13 protein-coding genes are annotated in these 18,185 nt (G+C 75.0%); 4 read left to right on the top strand and 9 right to left on the bottom strand.

Translation table 11 applies throughout. The features are described 5' to 3' along the window. The first annotated feature begins 170 nt into the window (after positions 1 to 170). The gene (locus tag IE329_RS30935) at positions 171 to 3,725 is read left to right on the top strand and encodes a ricin-type beta-trefoil lectin domain protein (protein ID WP_190214317.1); all 3,555 of its coding nucleotides are present in this window, start codon (positions 171 to 173) and stop codon (positions 3,723 to 3,725) included. A 182-nt stretch (positions 3,726 to 3,907) separates the two neighbouring features. Here IE329_RS30935 and IE329_RS30930 read toward each other — a convergent pair whose 3' ends face one another. The 3 genes from IE329_RS30930 to IE329_RS30920 all read right to left on the bottom strand — a co-directional run bounded on the left by IE329_RS30930 (position 3,908) and on the right by IE329_RS30920 (position 6,776). Further along, positions 3,908 to 5,239, bottom strand: coding sequence for a serine hydrolase domain-containing protein (locus tag IE329_RS30930; protein ID WP_190214316.1), 1,332 nt, complete (start codon positions 5,237 to 5,239; stop codon positions 3,908 to 3,910). A gap of 221 nt (positions 5,240 to 5,460) precedes the next feature. Next, positions 5,461 to 6,141, bottom strand: coding sequence for a DUF6445 family protein (locus IE329_RS30925; RefSeq protein WP_190214315.1), 681 nt, complete (start codon positions 6,139 to 6,141; stop codon positions 5,461 to 5,463). 113 nt (positions 6,142 to 6,254) lie between these two features. Next, positions 6,255 to 6,776 (bottom strand): hypothetical protein, encoded by a 522-nt coding sequence (locus IE329_RS30920; protein ID WP_190214314.1) that lies wholly within the window; start codon positions 6,774 to 6,776, stop codon positions 6,255 to 6,257. 228 nt (positions 6,777 to 7,004) lie between these two features. On the opposite strand from IE329_RS30920, the gene IE329_RS30915 reads away from it, so the two are divergent. Next, entirely contained in the window at positions 7,005 to 7,739 is a 735-nt protein-coding gene (locus IE329_RS30915; protein WP_190214313.1) for a maleylpyruvate isomerase family mycothiol-dependent enzyme, read from the top strand. Positions 7,740 to 7,824: 85 nt separating this feature from the next. Here the strand turns inward: IE329_RS30915 and IE329_RS30910 are convergent, their stop codons facing one another. Beyond that, positions 7,825 to 9,492, bottom strand: a complete 1,668-nt coding sequence (locus IE329_RS30910) for a TerD family protein (protein WP_190214312.1) — start codon at positions 9,490 to 9,492, stop codon at positions 7,825 to 7,827. A 289-nt stretch (positions 9,493 to 9,781) separates the two neighbouring features. Between IE329_RS30910 and IE329_RS30905 the strand changes: the two genes are divergently transcribed. Further along, entirely contained in the window at positions 9,782 to 10,702 is a 921-nt protein-coding gene (locus tag IE329_RS30905; protein ID WP_190214311.1) for a carbohydrate kinase family protein, read from the top strand. Positions 10,703 to 10,824: 122 nt separating this feature from the next. Here IE329_RS30905 and IE329_RS30900 read toward each other — a convergent pair whose 3' ends face one another. The 5 genes from IE329_RS30900 to IE329_RS30880 all read right to left on the bottom strand — a co-directional run bounded on the left by IE329_RS30900 (position 10,825) and on the right by IE329_RS30880 (position 16,899). After that, a complete protein-coding gene (locus tag IE329_RS30900; RefSeq protein WP_190214310.1) occupies positions 10,825 to 11,739 on the bottom strand; it encodes a hypothetical protein in 915 nt (304 codons plus the stop codon). 167 nt (positions 11,740 to 11,906) lie between these two features. Next, on the bottom strand, positions 11,907 to 13,373 hold the full coding sequence (locus IE329_RS30895; protein ID WP_190214309.1) for a hypothetical protein: 1,467 nt from the start codon (positions 13,371 to 13,373) through the stop codon (positions 11,907 to 11,909). A gap of 160 nt (positions 13,374 to 13,533) precedes the next feature. Then, on the bottom strand, positions 13,534 to 14,748 hold the full coding sequence (locus tag IE329_RS30890; protein ID WP_229927902.1) for a hypothetical protein: 1,215 nt from the start codon (positions 14,746 to 14,748) through the stop codon (positions 13,534 to 13,536). A gap of 148 nt (positions 14,749 to 14,896) precedes the next feature. Beyond that, positions 14,897 to 16,048, bottom strand: coding sequence for a M20 family metallopeptidase (locus IE329_RS30885; RefSeq protein ID WP_190214307.1), 1,152 nt, complete (start codon positions 16,046 to 16,048; stop codon positions 14,897 to 14,899). A 116-nt stretch (positions 16,049 to 16,164) separates the two neighbouring features. Further along, positions 16,165 to 16,899, bottom strand: a complete 735-nt coding sequence (locus tag IE329_RS30880; RefSeq protein WP_190214306.1) for a flavodoxin family protein — start codon at positions 16,897 to 16,899, stop codon at positions 16,165 to 16,167. Positions 16,900 to 17,052: 153 nt separating this feature from the next. Here IE329_RS30880 and IE329_RS30875 point away from each other — a divergent pair, with 153 nt between their 5' ends. Continuing rightward, positions 17,053 to 17,946 carry a LysR family transcriptional regulator gene (locus IE329_RS30875; RefSeq protein ID WP_229927908.1) on the top strand — a complete coding sequence of 298 codons (894 nt, stop codon included), beginning with the start codon at positions 17,053 to 17,055 and terminating at the stop codon, positions 17,944 to 17,946. Positions 17,947 to 18,185: the final 239 nt, after the last annotated feature.

The raw sequence follows: 18,185 nt of genomic DNA, 5'->3' as shown, positions 1-18,185 counted from the left end.
ATCAGGCACCGGGGAAGCACAGGCCACATCGGACATGCCACCTAAATGCCGATATCCCTCCGTGATTTTGTCGCACCTGGCAAGGATTGTCCGGATCATATTTGTCCAGCAGATTTCGACCGCAGTGAGTAGGGTGTCCCTGCTATTCGATATTCACCCGGAGGAATTACGTGAGATTCAGAAGAATCGGCGGTCGGGGGCTCGTACCCCTCCTGGTCGGCGGCCTGGCCCTGTCGGTCGCCGGGATTCCCGCCGCACCGGCCGGCGCGGCCGCCCCGCGGTCGGACTCCGGGCAGAGCGCCCCGGCCGCCGAGGCGGAGAGCGCCCGCCAGCAGGCCGCGCGCACCGGGCAGCCGGTGGAGCTCCTCGCGGCCCGGAGCGAGACCAGCGAGCAGGTGGTCAATCCGGACGGCAGCCACACCGTCACCCAGCACCTGCGGCCGGTCCGGATCCGCACCGGCGGCGGCTGGACCCCGGTCGACCCCACGCTGAAGGCCGCCGCCGACGGGACGGTCAGGCCCGCGGCCTCCGCCGTGGACGTCGCGTTCTCCGGGGGCGGCGGCAAGCCGCTGATCACCCTGGCCAAGGGGCCGCGCAGGCTCAGCATCAGCTGGCCCGACGCGCTGCCCGCGCCGACCCTGGACGGCGCCACCGCGACCTACCCGGCGGTGCTGCCCGACGTCGACCTCAAGGTGACCGCCACCGGCGACGGCTACACCCAGGTACTGGTGGTGAAGACCCGTCAGGCCGCGCTCGATCCCCGGCTGGCCGACCTCCGGTTCCGTCTCGACGGCCAGAACGTCGCCGTCTCCACCGGCGAGGGCGGCGGGCTGGAGGTCAAGGACACCACCGGCGCCACCGTCTGGGCCGGGCCCAGCGCCCTGATGTGGGACTCGCGCGGCGACGCGGCGGCGGCCGCCGGCACCGCGGCCAAGAGCCCCGCGGCCAAGGGAGCGGCGGCGGCCGCCGACGGTGCCGGGCCGGCCGCGCCCGGACCGCAGGACATCCCCGCCGAGGAGGCCCCCGATCCGACCGACCGGACGGCCCACCTGCCGATCTCCGTGGTGGGCGACACCCTGGAGGTGAAGCCCGACGCCCGGCTGCTCACCGCCGCCGACACCGAGTTCCCGCTGGTGATCGACCCGTCCGTGACCGCCTTCGGGCGCCAGGCGTGGACCCGGGTCGACAAGAGCTACCCCAACCAGGCCTACTGGAACGCCAACGACATCGCCCGGGTCGGTCACGAGGACCAGGACGGCGGCACCAGCCGGTCGTTCTTCCAGATGGACAGCTGGAACTTCACCCGGCCGGGCGTGCGGATCAACAGCGCCCGCTTCGAGATCGTCGAGACCCACGCCTGGAGCTGCTCGGCGCGGCCGGTGGAGCTCTGGTGGACCGGCGCGATCAACTCCGGCACCAACTGGAACAACCAGCCGGGCTGGGGCGGCTGGTCCGACACCCAGAACGTCGCCAAGGGCAACGAGGCGCACGGCTGCGGTGACGACTGGGTCTACTTCAACGCCTACAACGCCGTGATGGCGGGCGTGCAGTACCAGTCGCCCAGCCTGACCCTCGGCCTGCGGGCGAGCAACGAGAGCGACACCTACGGCTGGAAGAAGTTCGACAACAACCCCCGGCTGGTCGTCAACTACAACTACCCGCCGGACGCGCCGACGGCCTACGGGACCAACCCGTCCACGGTCTGCGCGACCACGGCGACGGGCGCGACCGTCCTCGGCGCCACCACCGGGACGAACCTCATCCAGCTCCAGGCCACCGTCAGCGACCCGCAGGGCGACCAGGTCCGGGCGCACTTCTGGCTGGCCGACGACGACACCAACACCCTGCTGACCGACTGGACCTCGGGCTTCGTCAACAGCGGCAGCCCGGTGAGCTTCCCGATCCCGGCCCAGTACATCCCCACCGACCGGCCGATCAGCCTGCGCTGGCAGGTCCGGGCCGAGGACGGCACCGACGCCTCCGCCGGCGTACCCGCCGTCCCCTGCCACTTCAAGGTGGACCCGCTGGGCCCGAAGAACCCGCCCGCCATCGCCTCGCCGCAGTACCCGGCGCAGCGGTTCGGCGCCCCGGCCGGCACCGCGACCAACTTCACCCTCAACGGGGGCGGCGACCCGGACGTGGTGAAGTACGTCTACTCGTACGACACCGACAGCCTCGCCGGCACGGCCACCACCACCTCCGGCGGCCTGGTCACCCTGCCGTCGTACACGCCGGCCGGCGCCGGCCTGCACACCCTGTACGCGGCGAGCGTGGACCCGGCCGGAAACCGCTCCTCCACCGCCGCGTACCGCTTCTACCCGACCCGCCCGGCCACCGCGCCCAAGGTCGCGGGCGACTTCGACAACGACGGCTACGTGGACCTGGTCGGCACCGTGAGCGACGAGGAGCGGCTCTACTTCTACAAGGGCACCGCCTCCGTCGACAACGCCACCGGCCTGGTGACCTCCGCCTTCGCCCGCGGCACCGATCCGCTCTCCGCCGAGCCGCCGGCCTGGCAGAGCGCCCTGGTGGCCCGCGGCGGCGACTACGTCAACGACGGCGTCCCCGACCAGCCGCCGGCCGGCCAGCCCCGGACCAGCTGGGACGACGGCGCCCAGGACGTACTGGCGATCCAGCCGGCCATCGGCGACCCGACCCGGCGCGCGCTCTACCTCTACGCCAACGACGGTGGCGGGCCCGGCGCGGGCGCGGTGCAGTTCCAGAACACCATGGGCACCAGCGTCGTCGACCCGAAGCTGACCGCGGGCGCCCCCTTCGGCTGGGCCGACGTGACCCAGCTCGCCGCCGCGGGCGACATCGGCACCTCCGCCACGTCCACGGCCAAGGACAACGTCCAGGACCTCCTGGTGGTGGCCAACGACAAGCTGTACGCCATCTACGGCCGGGCCTGCCTCACCACCGACGGCGAGTGCGCCTTCAGCGCGCCGCAGGAGGTCGGCAACGCCGGCTGGAACGGCATGGAGATCATCCGCGCGGTGGACCTCACCGGTGACGGCAACCCCGACCTGATCGCCCGCTCCCGCACCTCCACCACGGACGGCCTGCGGATGTACCCGTACGTCCCGGCCGCCGGCGCGACCAGCCTCGGCGCCGGCTCGACCCGGGTGCCGCTGGGCACCACCGGCTGGGGCACCGCCGCCCTGAAGAGCCTCTCCGCGCCGGGCGACCTCGACCTCGACGGCAAGGTCGACCTGGTCGGCATCACCGTCGACGGCGCCATGCGCTTCTGGCACGGCGACGGCGCCAACGGCTTCAGCAGCTCCGTCTCCAGCAGCATCACCGGCATCGGCAACAAGTGCGTGGACATCGCCTACGCGCAGACCGACGCCATCCTGTTCACCTGCCTGGGCGGCGGCAACCAGCACTGGACCTGGAACAACAACAGCCTGATGACGCTGGGCAAGTGCCTGGACATCACGGTGCCGCCCAACTCCAACCCGCTCGGCGTGCTCGCGCCCTGCAACGGCTCCCCGGCCCAGCAGTGGCTGGGCCTGCCGGACGGCCACCTGCAGAACCGGGGCTACGACGGCGTCAACGGCGTCAACTGGTGCCTGGCCTCGCCGGGCAGCAGCACGGCGGACAACACCCGGCTGATCCTCTGGCAGTGCATGCCGTACACCGACCAGGTCTGGCAGCCGCCCGTCCAGCTCGGCCCGCGCGAGACGCTGACCGGCGGCTGGCTGTCGAGCCTGCGGATCGCCTGACCCGCGCCGGGGTCCCCCACGCATCACCCGAACCACCTGCACCACCGGGCCCGCCACGCACCCTGCGTGGCGGGCCCGGCCCGTTCCCCCGTACCCCCGTACGCCGCTCCCCCGCTCCCCCGAGCCCCCGTACCCCGCTCCCCCGAGCCTCCCCCGGCCCGGCGCAGGTCTCGGCGCAGGCCTCAGCGCAGGCCCGGCACCGCCGTCAGGGCCTGCGCGCGGGCACCGGGCGCGGCCGGGGCCTTCGGCGCCGGCGGGACGGGCGTGTCGGGGCCGCAGGCCGTCTTGACCAGGGCGGCGTCCAGCGCGGCGGCGGCGCGGTCCGGGTCGCCGCCCTGGTAGGGGTTCACCGACAGCGCCACCTGGTGCCGGCCGGCGGCGTCGCCGAGCAGGAAGGTGGCGTAGCCGGCGATGCCGCCGTCGTGGCCCCAGAAATCCCCGCAGGGCAGCGTCTGCCGTGTCAGCCCCAGCCCGTAGCCGTAGCGGCCGTCCTCGTCGACGGGGACGGTGGTCATCATCTCCTTCAGCTGGGCGGGGCGCAGCAGGCGGCCGCCGAGCAGGGCGGCGTTGAAGCGGGCCAGGTCGTCGGTGGTGGAGATGCCGGCCCCGGCGGCGTAGGCCACCGAGGGGTTGAGTTCGCTGACGTCCACCCGCTCCCCGGAGGCCCGCTTGAGGTAGCCGTGGGCGTAGCGGCCCGGGATCGTGGTGGAGCCGGCCGGCATGGTGGTGCGGTCGAGGCCGAGCGGGCGGATGATCCGGCGTTCGACCTCCTGGTTCCAGGTCCGGCCGGTGATCTTCTCAATCATCATGCCGATCACCACGTAGTTGGTGTTGGAGTAGCTCCACTGCCGGCCGGGCGGGAAGTCGGGGGCGTACCGGTTGGCGATGTCCAGCAGTTGCTGGGGCCGGTAGGTGGTCCAGCGGCCGGTGGTGAGCCAGCTGTCCAGGTCGGCCTCGTCGTGGAAGTAGACGCTCGGGTCGGCCAGGTAGTCGTGGAGGCCGCTGGTGTGGTTGAGCAGTTGGCGGACGGTGATGCCCTCGCCGCCGCGCACCGCGCCGGGCAGGTACCGCTCGATCGGCTCGTCCAGCTTCACCCGTCCCTCGGCGACGAGTTGCAGGACGACGGTGGACACGAAGGTCTTGGTGACGCTGCCGATCCGGAACCGGCCGTCGGGGCGGGCGGCGGCCCCGGTGTCCAGGTCCGCCCGGCCGGAGGCACCGCGCCACACCGCGCGGCCGTGGTCGCGGACCTCGCCGAGCGCCGCCGACACACCGGCGTCGGTGACCAGCGCGTCGAGGGCGCGGTCCAGGGCGGCGGAGTCGCCGTGGCGGGCCCCGGCCGCGGCCGGGTCGCCCGGCCCGGGCGGGAGGCCGGCGGCCGATGCGGTGGGCGCGAAGGCCAGCAGGGCGGCGCCGGCCAGCACCCCGGCGGCGATCCGGCGGGCGGCGGCGCGGCCGGTGCCGGTGCGGCGGGCGCGGCCGGCCCGCGGGTCGGACGACTGTACGTCAGGCATGGTGTTCCCTCCCGGGCCGGTCCCCTCCGGCCTCGCGGCCAGCCTGGCACCGGCCCGGGCGGGCGGGCATCGTCCTGCGGAGCGGTCCGGCCTCACCCTGCGGGACGGGGGACGGTCAGCCTCGGTGAGGAGGGGTGGCCGGATCCGGCTCGGGCTCACGACGGACAGGGCCTGCGGTCATGGCGTCGGTCCGGTCGGCTTCGGGCCCCCACCCGGCCGGTTCAGGCCATCCAGAAGAAGACCGCCGTCATGCGTTTCTCCTCCAGGGTGCTGCCCCAGTAGCCGGTCGCGGTGTGGATCAGGTTGGAGGTGTAGAGCAGCAGGCGGTTGTAGCGGTTCGGCACCCGGACGTCCTCGGTGAACGCGTCGGCGGGGACGAAACGGGTGCCCAGGGCCTCCACCAGGTTGGTGTGCGGGGCCGTCACCAGGTTCCCGCCGAGCCGGCCGCCGGGCATGCTCTGCCGGTAGAAGCTGGTGCCGGTGTCCTTGGGCACGTCAGGGTTGAGGTAGAGCACGGCGGCGTAGCGGCAGAGCGCCCGGGAGTCGGTGTGCGGGCGTGGCTCGCACTCGTCCTTGCCGACCACCTGGATGCAGTTGTGGTTGAGGGTGGCGCCGCCGGGGGCGGTCTCCACCCAGAGTCGGTGGGCGCCGGTGGCGCGCCGTACCAGCTTCTCGATGTGGGCGAGTTCGTCCGGTTCGAGGCCGGGCATGGTCCGCAGGCCCGGCCAGCTCTCCGGCTTGTGCGGGTAGCCCTCGGCCCAGTCGTCGCGGGCGAGGACGCGGGCGCGGACGGCGTCGATGTCGGGCAGTGCGTCGTCGAGGATCCAGTAGTCCCGCCCGGGTGTGGGTTTGCGGTAGGGCAGCACGGGGAGCCCCGAGGGCCTCCGGGGTTGTGAGGGCATACCGGTGACCCTACGGACGGGGTTCGTCAGCGCTCGCCCGCGCTTTGGTCAATGTTCATCAAAATCCGGCGGCCGGCCGCGGACCGGGGCCCGGCCGGCTCGGGACGGCCGGGTCAGGACGCCTCGCGGACGATCCAGAAGCGGGCCCGCCGGTACGCCGGGCCGGCGGGGTCGTCGGCCGTGACGTGGACCGGCGTGTGCAGGCACACGATGCGGCCGCCCAGCCGCTCCTCCTCGGCCGCCAGCCACCAGGACTGCCGGAGCATCGCGCCCGCCAGGCCCGCCAGGAGCATGCCGGCCGGCACCCCCGTGGCGTAGCTGAGCACGAGTCCGGTCAGCAGGACCAGCAGCAGCGGCTTGGTGAGGCCGCGGGAGAACAGGTCGAAGGTCTCCTCCCGCGCGACCAGCTCAGCGTCCGCCGGCGGCGGCGTCATCCGCGCCAGCCGCTCCCCGTACCAGGGCCGGCGGGCCTTCAGGAGTGCCGAGAACGTCGTCGCGAAGAGGAGCACGGCGATCGCCACGCTCATCGTGAGGTCCAGCCGGTGGGTTCCCCAGGCATAGGCCGGCACGCAGCTCACCAGACTCACCGGGAGCAGCAGGGACGCCTGTATCCGTACCGATGCGACGAGTCCCACCAGTTTCGGCCCACCACTCACGGAACGTCCTCCCACTCGGCCAAGATCCGCAGATCCTAGCCTGCGGCTGACGACCGCCCAGGTGGGGGGCGGCGACGGGCCGGGGAACCCCGGCCGCCGCCGGCCGGGTCCGCCGGTCAGGCCGGGACCCGGCCGGCTGGGCGCGGGGCGCGCGGCCGGGAGAATATGCCGGGCGGGAACCGTCGGGCATGGCCTACCGTCGGCCGCATGGACAGAACCGACTACATTGCGGCCCTCCGCCGCGACAGTGCCCGCCTGGCGGCCGCCGCCGAGGGCGGTCTCACGGCGCGGGTGCCGAGCTGCCCGGACTGGACGGTGGCCGACCTGGTCTGGCACACCGGTGTGGTGCACCGGTTCTGGCGGCTGGTCGCCGCCGGGGAGATCGCCGGCCCCGAGCAGCACACCGAGCCGTCGCGGCCGCCCGAGCCGGACCTGGTCGCCTGGTTCGCCGAGGGAGCCGAGCGCGCCGCGGCCGTCCTGGAGGCTCTGGACCCGGCACTCCCCCGGTGGAGTTGGGCGGACCGCGCGGACGCCGGGTTCATCCAGCGCCGGATGGCCCAGGAGACCGCCGTGCACGCCTGGGACGCGGTGAACGCCGCCGGCCGGGACGAACCGGTGGAGCGGCTCCTCGCGCTGGACGGCGTGGACGAGTTGCTGGCCCACTTCCTGCCGCCCGTGCCGCCCGCCGGGCTGGCCGCGGCCGGGCTGCACCTGCACGCCACCGACGGTGCGGCGGGCGAGGCCGGCGGCGAGTGGACGCTGCGGGCGGTGGACGGCGGCTGGCGGATCGGCCACGAGCACGGCAGGGGCGCGGCGGCCGTCCGGGGCACCGCCTCGGACCTGCTGCTGCTCCTCTGGGGCCGCCGTCCGGCCGAGCGGCTCGACGTGTTCGGCGACCCGGACGCGCTCAAGGCCTACCTGGCCGGGTTCGCCCGCGGGTGAACCCGGCCGGGTGCGGGCCGCCCGGCAGCCGGCCGGTACCGGTCGGCCGTGCCCGGGCGGCCGGCCCCGACCCGGCCGTGCCCGGCTACTTCTTGCCGTTCACCCAGGTGAGGCCCCAGCCGTAGGCCTGGTCGATGAACTGATGGTCCGAGAAGTCGGGGGTGCGCTGGTAGTACTGGCCCTGCCGGTGCACGGTGAGGCCGGTGCCGTCGTTCTCCAGCAGCGCCACCACGCAGCTGGTGGCCGGGAACTCGCATCCGTCGACGGCGAGTTCCACCGGCGGCCCGGCCGCGGGGAAGAGCGTGGCCAGGCCGTGGAGGCCGGTCAGCGGGCGCTGGTCGAAGGCGAAGGCGAAGATCAGCAGCCGCTTGATCTCGGCGGCCCGGTCGAGGTTGATCCAGAGGTCCTCACCGGTGGCCAGCGAACCGGTGCGGTCGTCGTTGGCCAGTTGGATGAACGGCGGCGCGTAGAGGTTCCCGAACTTCTGGCCGACCGCCTGGACGATGTCCCTGCTGCCGTCCTGCAGTTCCCACAGGCAGGCGAGGTCCAGGTCCCGGCCGCTGTCCTGCGGAGCCGGGCCCGCGCCCTGCGCGCCCCGGAGCTTCTTGCCGAGCCAGCCACCGCGCTCCGGTGCCTTCGGCGCGCCGCCGACGGGTGTCCAGTTGAGGTTCACCCGCATCAGGCCGCCGGTAGCGCCGTGCTTGACCAGCGAGAGCACCGGGTCCTTGGCGGTCAGCGAGACCTTGCTGAGGTTGAGCGGCGCGGCGGCGGGCGGGGCCTGGCCGTGGCCCCCGTACGACTGCTGGTCCGGGGCCGGGTACGGCGCGGGCCCGGGGTACGGCTGCGGCTGCGGCTGCGGCTGCGGGACAGGAGCGGGGTACGGGGCCGGGTCCGGGTACGGCACGGGCTGGGCGAGGGTCGGGGCGGGCGGTACCGGCGGGGCCCCGAACTGCCGGGGGTCCGGCGCCGAGGGCAGCGGCTGCGGCGGGTACGAGGCCGGCTGGTACGACGCCGGGGGCGTCGGGAACTGCTGCGGCGGCGCGTACTGCTGCGGGTCCGGGAGCTGGAAGTGCTCCGGCTCCGGCTCCGGTGCGGACGGCTGCGCGGGCGGCGCCGGCGTCGCGGCGAACGGGTGCTGCGGGGGCGCGGGGGCCGGGGCGGGCTCGGGGGCCAGGACGGGCACGGGAGCGGAAACGGCGGCCGGGGCGGGTGCCTGAGCGGGTGCCGGCTCCGCGTCGACCTGGATGCCGTAGTCGGTGGCCAGCCCCGCCAGCCCGGAGTCGTAGCCCTGGCCGACCGCGCGGAACTTCCAGCCCTCGCCGCGCCGGTACAGCTCGCCGAGGACGAAGGCCGTCTCGGTGCTGGCCCCGGTGTCCTCGAAGCGGACCAGCTCCCGTCCCGAGTCCGCGTCCAGCACCCGCAGGTGCAGGCCGGGCAGGCTGCCGAAGGTCCCGCCGTCGCTGGAGGCGGCCAGCAGCACCGTCTGCACGGCCGGTTCGAGTGCGGCGAGCGACACCGTCAGCGTGTCGACGACGCCACCGGGGAGCTGCTGCTTCCCGAGGTGGCGGACCGCGCCGGAGGCGTCCTGCGGCTGGTTGTAGAAGACGAAGTCGTCGTCGGAGCGGACCTTGCCGCCGGCGAGCAGCAGCGCGGAGGCATCGGCGTCGGGCACGCCCGGTCCGCCCTGCCAGCCGAGTTCGACGCGGACACCGGCCGCGTCCAGCGGCACGTTCGCGCCCTTCGGTATCACCATCAGCGGCCAGACCTTCCCCTGTGCTCAACAGACCTGCTCCGCCCCACGGTAGCGCCGGACCGCCCGCCGGCGTGCGGGAGTACCGGGCTCGGGCCCTACCGCGCCCGGGACGGTACCGGGCGTGCGGCCGGGCGTGGGCCCGGGCGCCTACCCTGTCCGGGGGCGGCCGCCGCGGCGGCCGGCGCCCGCGGGCTCCCGGCCCGCGGCCGGACACCCGCCCGCGCCCCTCACCCGCTCCCCCGGGACGTCCTCGGGACGGCCCGCCCCACCGCCTCCGGAGTTCGAGCAGATGACCGACTTCCTGGTGATCGGCGAGTGCGTCGCCGACATCGTCCGCGTGCCCGGCCGGGCCGACGTCGCGCACCCGGGCGGCAGCCCCGCCAACGTCGCGTACGGGCTGGCCCGGCTCGGCCGGCCGGTGACGCTGCTGACCCAGTTGGGCCGGGACCCGATGGGCGCGCTGATCGGCGCCCACCTGCGTTCGGCGGGCGTCCGGGTGCTGACGGACGGACGGCCGGAGGTGCGGACGCCCACGGCGGTCGTCAGCCTCGACGGGGAGGGCCGGGCCTCGTACGCCTTCGACTTCGACTGGACCCTGCGGGCGGTGGAGCCGCCGGCCGCGCCGCGGCACGTGCACCTGGGATCGGTGGCCGCCGTCCGGGAGCCAGGCGCGGCGACCGTGGTGGCGCTGGCGGAGCGGCTTGGGGCGGACGCCTCGGTGAGCTACGACCCGAACATCAGGCCCGCCCTGTCGGGGGACCGGGCCGGGGCCCTGGCCCGGGTCGAGCGCTGCGTGGCGCTCAGCGACCTGGTGAAGGCCAGTGACGAGGACCTGGCCTGGCTGTACCCGGGCGAGCCGGTCGAGCGGGTGGCGGCCCGCTGGCTGGCGGCCGGGCCGGCGGTGGTCGTGGTGACCCGCGGCGGTGACGGCGCGGTGGGGTTCACCCGGTCCGCCGAGGTGGCCCGCCCGGCCGTCCGGACCACGGTGGTGGACACGGTCGGCGCCGGCGACTCGTTCATGTCCGCGACCCTGGACGCCCTGGCCGCCCGCTCGCTGCTCGGCGCCCCGGCCCGGGCGGCCCTCGCCGCCCTGGACGGGCCGGCGCTGGCGGAGGTCCTGGCGCAGGCCGCGCTGGCCGCCGCCGTCACCGTGTCCCGGGCCGGGGCGAATCCGCCGGACGCGGCGGAGCTGCGCGAACGACAGGGCTGAGGCCCCCTCGGGAGCGGTGCGGCCGCCCGTTCGGACGGTACGGCCGGCCGGGCGGCGGGCGGGCCCCCGGCCGTCCCCCCGGCGGGCCCGCCCCGGGCCGGTACGGTGCCTGCCCCGGGCCGTCAGGCGCTCAGGGCGCGCAGGGCGGTCATCAGCTCGTCCGGCGCGGCGATGGAGAAGGTCCGGGTCACCTCGTCGATCCGGGTCAGGCAGGTCACGGCGCCCTGGTGCCACCAGTACAGGCGGGGCGAGAGCGGGCCGGGGTTGTCCTGGTGGGCGCCGAGCCCGAAGGCCGCCAGGTCGTTGACCGCGCCGACCGCGTGCCGGTCGGCCACCGGGTGGAACACCAGGAGGTGGCGGCTGGGCACGGTGAACAGCACGCCGTGCTCCGGTACTTCACGTCCGGTCAGCGAGCGGACCAGGTCCGCCAGGACCAGGGCCTTGCTGGCGACGAACAGCGACGGACCGGAGACGCTGTGCAGGGTGGCGCCACTCGGGGTGGCTATCACCTCGTGCTCGGCGGGCTCGGCGAGCAGGTTGGCCCGCCCGGCGGTGCGCAGCGCGTCGAGGCCGGCCCGGGCGACGTCCTGGTCGGTGAGGAGCCGGACGGAGTCCGGGAGGTCCAGCGCGAGGGCCTCCAGCAGTCCGGTGGCGACCGGGCGGGCGTAGCGGAAGGAGTCGGCCAGCGCCTCGGGCGGGAGGGAGTCGTCCGGGACGAGCCGCAGGTAGGCGCCGCGCAGGAGTTGGGCGGCGCCGTCGTCCATCGTCCGGCCGGCGTTCGCCAGCGCGCCGAAGTGCTGCTCCACCAGCTGGGGCCAGCTCCGCGGGTCGGAGCGGCGGCACGTCTCGGCCAGGTTGAACAGGGAGTTGGTGCCCTGGGGCGCGTGCACGGTGTCGCCGGCGACCGTCACGGCGACTCCCCTGCGGGCGAGTTCGTGGCGGACCAGCTCGCGCAGGCGCTCGGCCTCGTCGACGGTCAGGGCGGGCAGGTGCGGGTCGTGAGGGGCGGCGGTCTTCTTCGACCTGAAGAACATCATGATCAAGACTCTAGTTCGGAGTGCCGGGGCGACGGTCCCGGACCTCGGCGCCGGCCGCCGGCACGCCCGTGCCCGCCGCCCCGGGCGGGGTGGCGGGCACGGACCGGGTGACCCGGTGACAGAAACCTTGCAGCGGTGACCGGGTGGGGCCTGGCCTCCGGACCGGATCAGGTCCGGGCCGGGCCGTTCGCCTCCGGGTCGGGCCGTTCGGCGGTGGGCGTCCCGGGGCCCTGGCCCTGGCTCTGGTCCTCGCCCTGGCCCTGGCCCTGACTCTCGTCCTGGCCCTGGCCCTGGCCCTGGGGCTCGTCCTGGCCCTGGCCCTGAGCCGGGACGACCGGGCCGGGCCGCTTGGCGAGGTCGGGCCCGGCACTGTCCCGGGCGGCGACGTCCGATCCGGCGCTGTCCGGGGCAACGGCCTCCGGTGCAACGGCCTCCGGGGCCGCGCCCGCCTGACCCGTACCCGGAGCCCCGGTGGGCGGCTGCGCCGCGCCGGCCTCCGGGGGCCCGGCCTGGGCCGGGACGGGAGCGGCCGGACCGGGAGCGGCCGGGCCGGGGTGAAGGCCGGCGGCCTGCGCCAGGGCGATGTCCAGGCCCTCCCGGCGGATCCGCTGGTCGACGTACAGCAGTGCATGGGTCAGCGGCGCCAGCGGCGCGCCGACCACGACCGCCACCAGCAGGCCCGCGAGCAGGCACGCCGACAGGGCGATCAGCGAGGTGGGGCCGGGCTCCCAGGTACCGTCCGCCGAGGTCCCGCCGAAGACGATCATCAGCACGAAGCCGAGGAAGAAGAACGGCGCCATCAGGATCTGGGCCGCTGCCGAGCCGATCATGCCGACCAGGTACGGGATGCCCAGACTGCGCCACCAGGCACCCTCGTTGAGCCGCCAGGCCCGCCGGACGGCGGCCGCCGGCCGGGCGTCCTCCATGATCAGGACGGGCATCTGCAGCACCAGCCTGACCTGCGCGTACACTCCCGCGCCGGCGGCGAGAGCCGCCAGCGGGAGCAGCATCAGGGAGAACGGCCCGGCGCCGGCCAGGCCGGCGATCGCGGCCGGCAGCAGGCCGACCACCATCACGGCGGCGACCCCGAGCGCCAGCAGCACGAAGGAGCCGCAGACCCGCCACAGGTACGGGCGCGCCTCGGCGGCCAGCCGGCGGGCGCTCACCGGGCGGCCGAGCACCGCGTGCTGCACCAGCTTCGTGCTGGTGGCCGTCGCGATGACCTGGATCGCCAGGGCGAAGCCGAGGAGCAGCAGGTAGCCGCCGCCGGCCACCCCGATCAGCGCGGCCACCTGGCCACCGGTCGGCGTGTGGTCCGGGTCCGCCTGGGTGTCCCGGATGAGCCCGGACAGCGCCGCGTCGGCGAAGACGGCGTAGGCCGGTACGACCAGCAGGGCCCCGACGGTCGCCCCGAGCAACTGGCGGTAGAGGACCGTGCCGTACCGGCGGATCACGGCGACGACGGCGCGGAGGATGTCGCCCAGTCCGAGCGGGCGCAGCGGGATCACCCCGGGCTGCGGGGCGGCGGGAACGTACGGCGGCCAACCCTGCGGTCCGGGCCACCAGCCCGGCGCGCCCGGCGCTCCGGGCGGGCCCGGGGCCTCGGGCGGAGGTTCCTGGTGGACGTTGCTCACGGCTTCTCCCCCAATTGATCAAGAACGTGGAGCGCCGCAGCCTACCGCCCGTCCGGCCCGGCCCGAACACCTACCCCCGCCCCGGTTCACCGGCCCCGCGCCGGGGATCGGAGGAGCCCCGGCCCCCGGCCGGGACTCCTCCGGGTCCGCCGGACCGGACCTACCCGACGTACGCCAGCGGGGCGAACCCGCTGCCGTCGACCTTCAGCAGGGCGACCACCTTCAGGGCGCCGGTGGCGAGGTCGATCCGCAGCACCACCACGCGCCTGGGGTTCCCGAGCTTGTCGGCGCTCAGATTCATCGTGGTGTAGGCCGCGTTCTCGCCGCGGCTGATCACGAAGGTCTCGTCCTGGGCTCCCCGGGCGCCGCTGAGCGCCGGCGGGACATCAGCGATCGCGCGCAGGGTGAAGCGCGGCGCGGCGGGGTCGGAGACGTCGAGGGTCGCCAGGGAGATCTCGTTGCCGCTGACGCTGAGGACCTGGTTGGTCCCGACGAACGCCTTCGGGTTGAGCATCCTGCCGCCGTCGGACACCGCGACGGGGTTGGTCTCCAGCGTGGCCACCGGCCCCACGCGCAGCTTGCGGTTGTCGTCGACGAAGGCGGCGAGCGAGCCGTCGGGATTCGCGACCGCCCGGTCGGCCGTGTCGCTCTTCACCATCCGGCCGCCGAGGAACACGACGCGGTTGAGGTCCTTCACCCCGGCGGGCGTCTCCAGGAAGCGCTCCCCGGTGCCGTCCGGGTGGACGGCCCGCAGGCGGTAGCCGCCGGTCTTCGCCTTGTTCCAGTGGACGACGTCGCCGGAGGCAGGGTCGACCACCGGGGTGTCCTGGTAGTTCCCGGGGCCGGCCGGCAGGCCGGAGATGTCCTTGTGGTCGGTCGGGCCGCCCTGGCCGAGCAGCGAGATGTGCGGGTCGCCGTTCTGGACGGGGGTTTTGAAGTCGTAGTGGCCGATGCCGACCATGCCGGTGAAGCCGACCGTGAAGACGGCCGGGTCGGCGCAGCCGATGAAGCTCGCCGGCGGACTGGTGGTGCTGTTCCCGATGACGAAGGTCCGGACCCGGGCGAGCGGGCCGTCGGCGCCGATGGTGACCAGGACGCAGCTCTCGTCGGCCTTCCCCTCGTTCCGCAGCTGCGAGAGGACCAGCCCGCGGGCCTCGCCGCCGGCCGGCAGCGAGGCCGGGTCCACCAGGGCCGGCAGCGGTACGGCCGAGGGCACGGCGGCCGCGCTCGGCCCGGTGCTCCGGGCGCCGGCGGACGGCGAGTCCGCGGCCGTCGGAGCGGCGCCGGTCGCGGTGGTACGGGTGCTCGGGGCGGCGTCCGCCCCACCGCCGCCGCTCCCCTCACAGGCCGTCAGCAGGACGGCGGGCGCGAGCATGGCGAACGCTGTGATTCTTCGGACCGGATTCATGATGTCCCCTCACCCCTGACAACTGGAACCGCGACCCACCGTAGTGACGCGATCACCGGCGCATCGGGTTCCCGGGGATTCGGAACGTCTTCGGGACGCCTCCGGGCCGGTTCTGTTACCGGCCGCCGCCCCGCCGCGGGGCGCCGGCCGCGAGCTCCCCGGCCTGCCGGCCGTTCCGGATCGCGTCCACCAGCCCGGCGACCAGGCCCGCCCGTTCGGCCATCGCGTCGACCACCAGGTACTCGTGGTCGGCGTGGGCGCCGCCGCCGACCGCGCCCAGCCCGTCGAGCGTCGGCACTCCGAGCGCGGCGGTGAAGTTGCCGTCGCTGCCGCCGCCGACCGCCCGGCCCGCCAGGCCCGGGTGCAGCTCCCGGGCGAGCGCGAAGAGCCCGGCCGATGCGGACTCGGGCATCGGCGGCCGGCCGACCGAGCCCCGGACGGTGATCCGCGCCCCCGGCAGGTGCGGGGCCAGGGCGGCGAAGGCGGCTTCCACGCGTTCCGTCTCCTCGGCCGTCTCCACCCGGACGTCGACGGTCACGGTCGCCCCGGCGGGCACGACGTTGTCGAGGGTCCCCGCGGTGGCGACGGTCGGGGTGACGGTGGTCCCGGCCTCGGGGCGGCCCAGCGCCGCGATGGCGAGCACCTGGTGCGCGGCCTCGACCAGGGCGTTGATCCCGGCCGCGGGCTCCAGGCCGGCGTGCGAGGCCCGGCCGGTGACGGTCACCTCGAAGGTGCCGCAGCCCTTGCGGCCGGTCTTCAGGCCGCCGCCGTCGGCCGCTCCCTCCATCACCAGGACGGCCCCGCAGGCGAGGGCGCGCTCCTCCAGCAGGGCGCGGGAGGTGCGGGAGCCGACCTCTTCGTCCGCCGTCACCAGGATCTCGACCCCGGACCGGTCGTCGAGCGCCGCCACCCCGTGCACGGCCTGCACCAGGCCGCCGAGCATGTCGAAGACCCCCGGGCCGGTGGCGTGCCCGCCCTCGACCCGGAACGGCCGGCGCGCCAGCGTCCCGAGCGGGAAGACCGTGTCGTGGTGCCCGAGGATCAGCACCCTCGGTTCGCCCCCGCCCGACCAGTGGACGTGCGGCCCGGCCTCCCCCTCCACCAGGCGGGCGTGCCCGCCGAGCCGGCTCTCGACGACGCCGGCGACGGTCTTGGCCGACGCCGTCAGCGCCTCGTGGTCGCGCGACGGGGACTCGACCTCGACGAGGGTCCTGAGGTCCTCGATCATCGCGTCGACATTCACCTGTACGGGCCCGCGCGTCGTCATGGCGCCAGCCTAGTACCGCGATCATGACGGTGCCCGGCCCCGGTCCGGCGAGCGCTCACGGGGTGGCCGCCGGCGTACCCGCCGGGCCGGGGCCGTCCGGCGGGCGGTCCGCGAGGTCAGGCGCCGGTCAGCGCCGGCGGTGCGTCCTGCGGCTCCCGGAGGGAGGCGGACAGGGCGCGGGCCTCGTGCTCGGTCGTCCTGGGGGTCTCGTACGGCACGGCGTTGACCCAGCGCTGGGTCAGCCGGGCGATCCGCTCGCCGTAGCGCTGCGCGGTGATCAGGTCGCCGCGCGACCCGGCCTGCTCGGGGCCCTGGTCGGCGTGGCTCTGGCTCATCAGGCCCAGCCACGACCCCAGCCGGTTCAGGTCGTCGCGGGTGCCGCCGGTCCAGTTGTTGCCCGGCATGTCGCCCACGCCGATCCACTGCATGCCCAGCTGCGCGGCGAAGACCGCGAGTTGCTCCAGGACGGCCAGCTTGTCGCCGCTCTGCGAGGCGGACATGGTGAACCCGCCGGCCAGCTTGTCCTTCCAGGCCTGGGTCGTGAACGGCGTGAACGCCGCCTCCATGAACGCCTTGAACACCGCCGACACGCTGCCCATCAGGGTCGGGCAGCCGAGCACGATCGCGTCCGAGCGGTCGAGCAGCGCCAGCACCCCGGCGTCGTGCCAGCGGCCCGCGACGACGTCCTCGGGCCTGATCTCGACGAGGTGCACCCGGGCGCCCGGCACCAGCCGGGCGCCGTCGGCGAGGTGCTCGGCCAGCACCCGGGTGTGCCCGTGCACCGAGTGGTGGACCACCGTCACCGTGACCGTGGGGACGTCGTGCTCATGGCCGGCTTCGTCGAATGTCATGTCTTGTCGCTGCCTTCGGTCGTGGGAGGTCCCTGCTGTCCAGCCATCACACTCCGCCCGGGGCAGGGCATCAACGGCGAACTTCGGCGCACAGCGATCGGTCGTACCGATCGATCGTGCCGGGACAGGCCGTAGGCTGGCCGGGTGGACAGGATGGAACTGGAAGCCTTCGTCGCGGTCGCGGAGGAGCTTCACTTCGGCCGCGCCGCCGAGCGCCTGCACCGGGGGCAGCCCACCGTCAGCGACGCCGTCAGGCGGCTGGAGAGCACGCTGGGCGGGCGGCTGTTCCACCGCACCAGCCGCCGGGTGTCGTTGACCGGCCTGGGTGAGGCGCTGCTGCCGGACGCGCACGCCGCGCTGGCCCAGTTGCGCCGGTTCCAGCAGCGCGGGCGATCCCTGGCCGCCGGTGGGGGCACCCGCACCACCCTCGTGGTCGCGCACGCCGAATACACCGGCCACCAGCTGCTGTTGCGCTGCCTGCCGCAACTGCGCGACCGGTTCCCCGAGGTGACGATCGTGCCGGAGACCATGCCGACCGCGGCCCAGCTCACCGCCCTGCGGGCGGAGACGATCGGGCTGGGCATCGGCTGGGCGACCGACGGGGTCACCGGCGTACGGGCGAGGGTGCTGTCCACCGAGCGGTTCATGGCGCTGGTGCCCGCGGCCCACCCCCTGGCCGGGCACGCCGAGCTGAGCGCGTCCGAACTCTCCACCGCGGACCTGCTGACCTGGCCGCACCAGATCAACAGCGGCCTCTGCGACCGCCTCCTGTCCGCCTTCCGGATCGGCGGGGCCGACCTGCGGATCATCAGGACCGCCGACAGCGTGCACGCCATCGCCGCCCATGTCGCCGCGGGCACGGGCATCGGCATCACCGTCGAGTCCGCCCTCGACCACGAGCCGCCCGGTCTGCGCGTCATCCCCCTGGCCGGCCCTTCGACCACCGCCGACCAGGTCGTCCTCACCCCCGCCGAGCCCTCGGACGCCGCCGTCGCCCTGCGCGACCTGCTGCTGCAGGCCTCGGCGGAGTCGCCCGCAGGCAGCTGAACGCCGGCCGAGGGTACGTCACCCGGTTCGGCCCGCCGACGGAGCCGGTCGCCTCCGTCCCTGGCAGCGGTACCGAACTCCCCGCGAGGTACGTCCACCACTGCCACATGCCCGAACACGGGGACGACGACCTGATGCGCCCCCGGACGCTCGTCCAGGCGGACGACTGAAGGAAGGGGCGGCGGGCGCCGCGGGCCCGGCGGGCGGGTGCGTCCCGCCCGCCGGGGCCGGGCGGCCGA

This window comes from Kitasatospora indigofera, assembly GCF_014655955.1.
GTDB lineage: Bacteria > Actinomycetota > Actinomycetes > Streptomycetales > Streptomycetaceae > Kitasatospora > Kitasatospora indigofera.
The sequence above is the reverse complement of the archived record's forward strand: the minus strand, read 5'-3'. Positions and strand labels throughout refer to the sequence as shown.

Bases quoted from the DNA above. Each gene is read 5' to 3' on its own strand.
- IE329_RS30930 (WP_190214316.1), bottom strand. From the start codon at position 5,239: ATGCCTGACGTACAGTCGTCCGACCCGCGGGCCGGCCGCGCCCGCCGC.
- IE329_RS30925 (WP_190214315.1), bottom strand. From the start codon at position 6,141: ATGCCCTCACAACCCCGGAGGCCCTCGGGGCTCCCCGTGCTGCCCTAC.
- IE329_RS30915 (WP_190214313.1), top strand. From the start codon at position 7,005: ATGGACAGAACCGACTACATTGCGGCCCTCCGCCGCGACAGTGCCCGC.
- IE329_RS30910 (WP_190214312.1), bottom strand. From the start codon at position 9,492: ATGGTGATACCGAAGGGCGCGAACGTGCCGCTGGACGCGGCCGGTGTC.
- IE329_RS30905 (WP_190214311.1), top strand. From the start codon at position 9,782: ATGACCGACTTCCTGGTGATCGGCGAGTGCGTCGCCGACATCGTCCGC.
- IE329_RS30900 (WP_190214310.1), bottom strand. From the start codon at position 11,739: ATGATGTTCTTCAGGTCGAAGAAGACCGCCGCCCCTCACGACCCGCAC.
- IE329_RS30890 (WP_229927902.1), bottom strand. From the start codon at position 14,748: ATGCTCGCGCCCGCCGTCCTGCTGACGGCCTGTGAGGGGAGCGGCGGC.
- IE329_RS30885 (WP_190214307.1), bottom strand. From the start codon at position 16,048: ATGACGACGCGCGGGCCCGTACAGGTGAATGTCGACGCGATGATCGAG.
- IE329_RS30880 (WP_190214306.1), bottom strand. From the start codon at position 16,899: ATGACATTCGACGAAGCCGGCCATGAGCACGACGTCCCCACGGTCACG.
- IE329_RS30875 (WP_229927908.1), top strand. From the start codon at position 17,053: ATGGAACTGGAAGCCTTCGTCGCGGTCGCGGAGGAGCTTCACTTCGGC.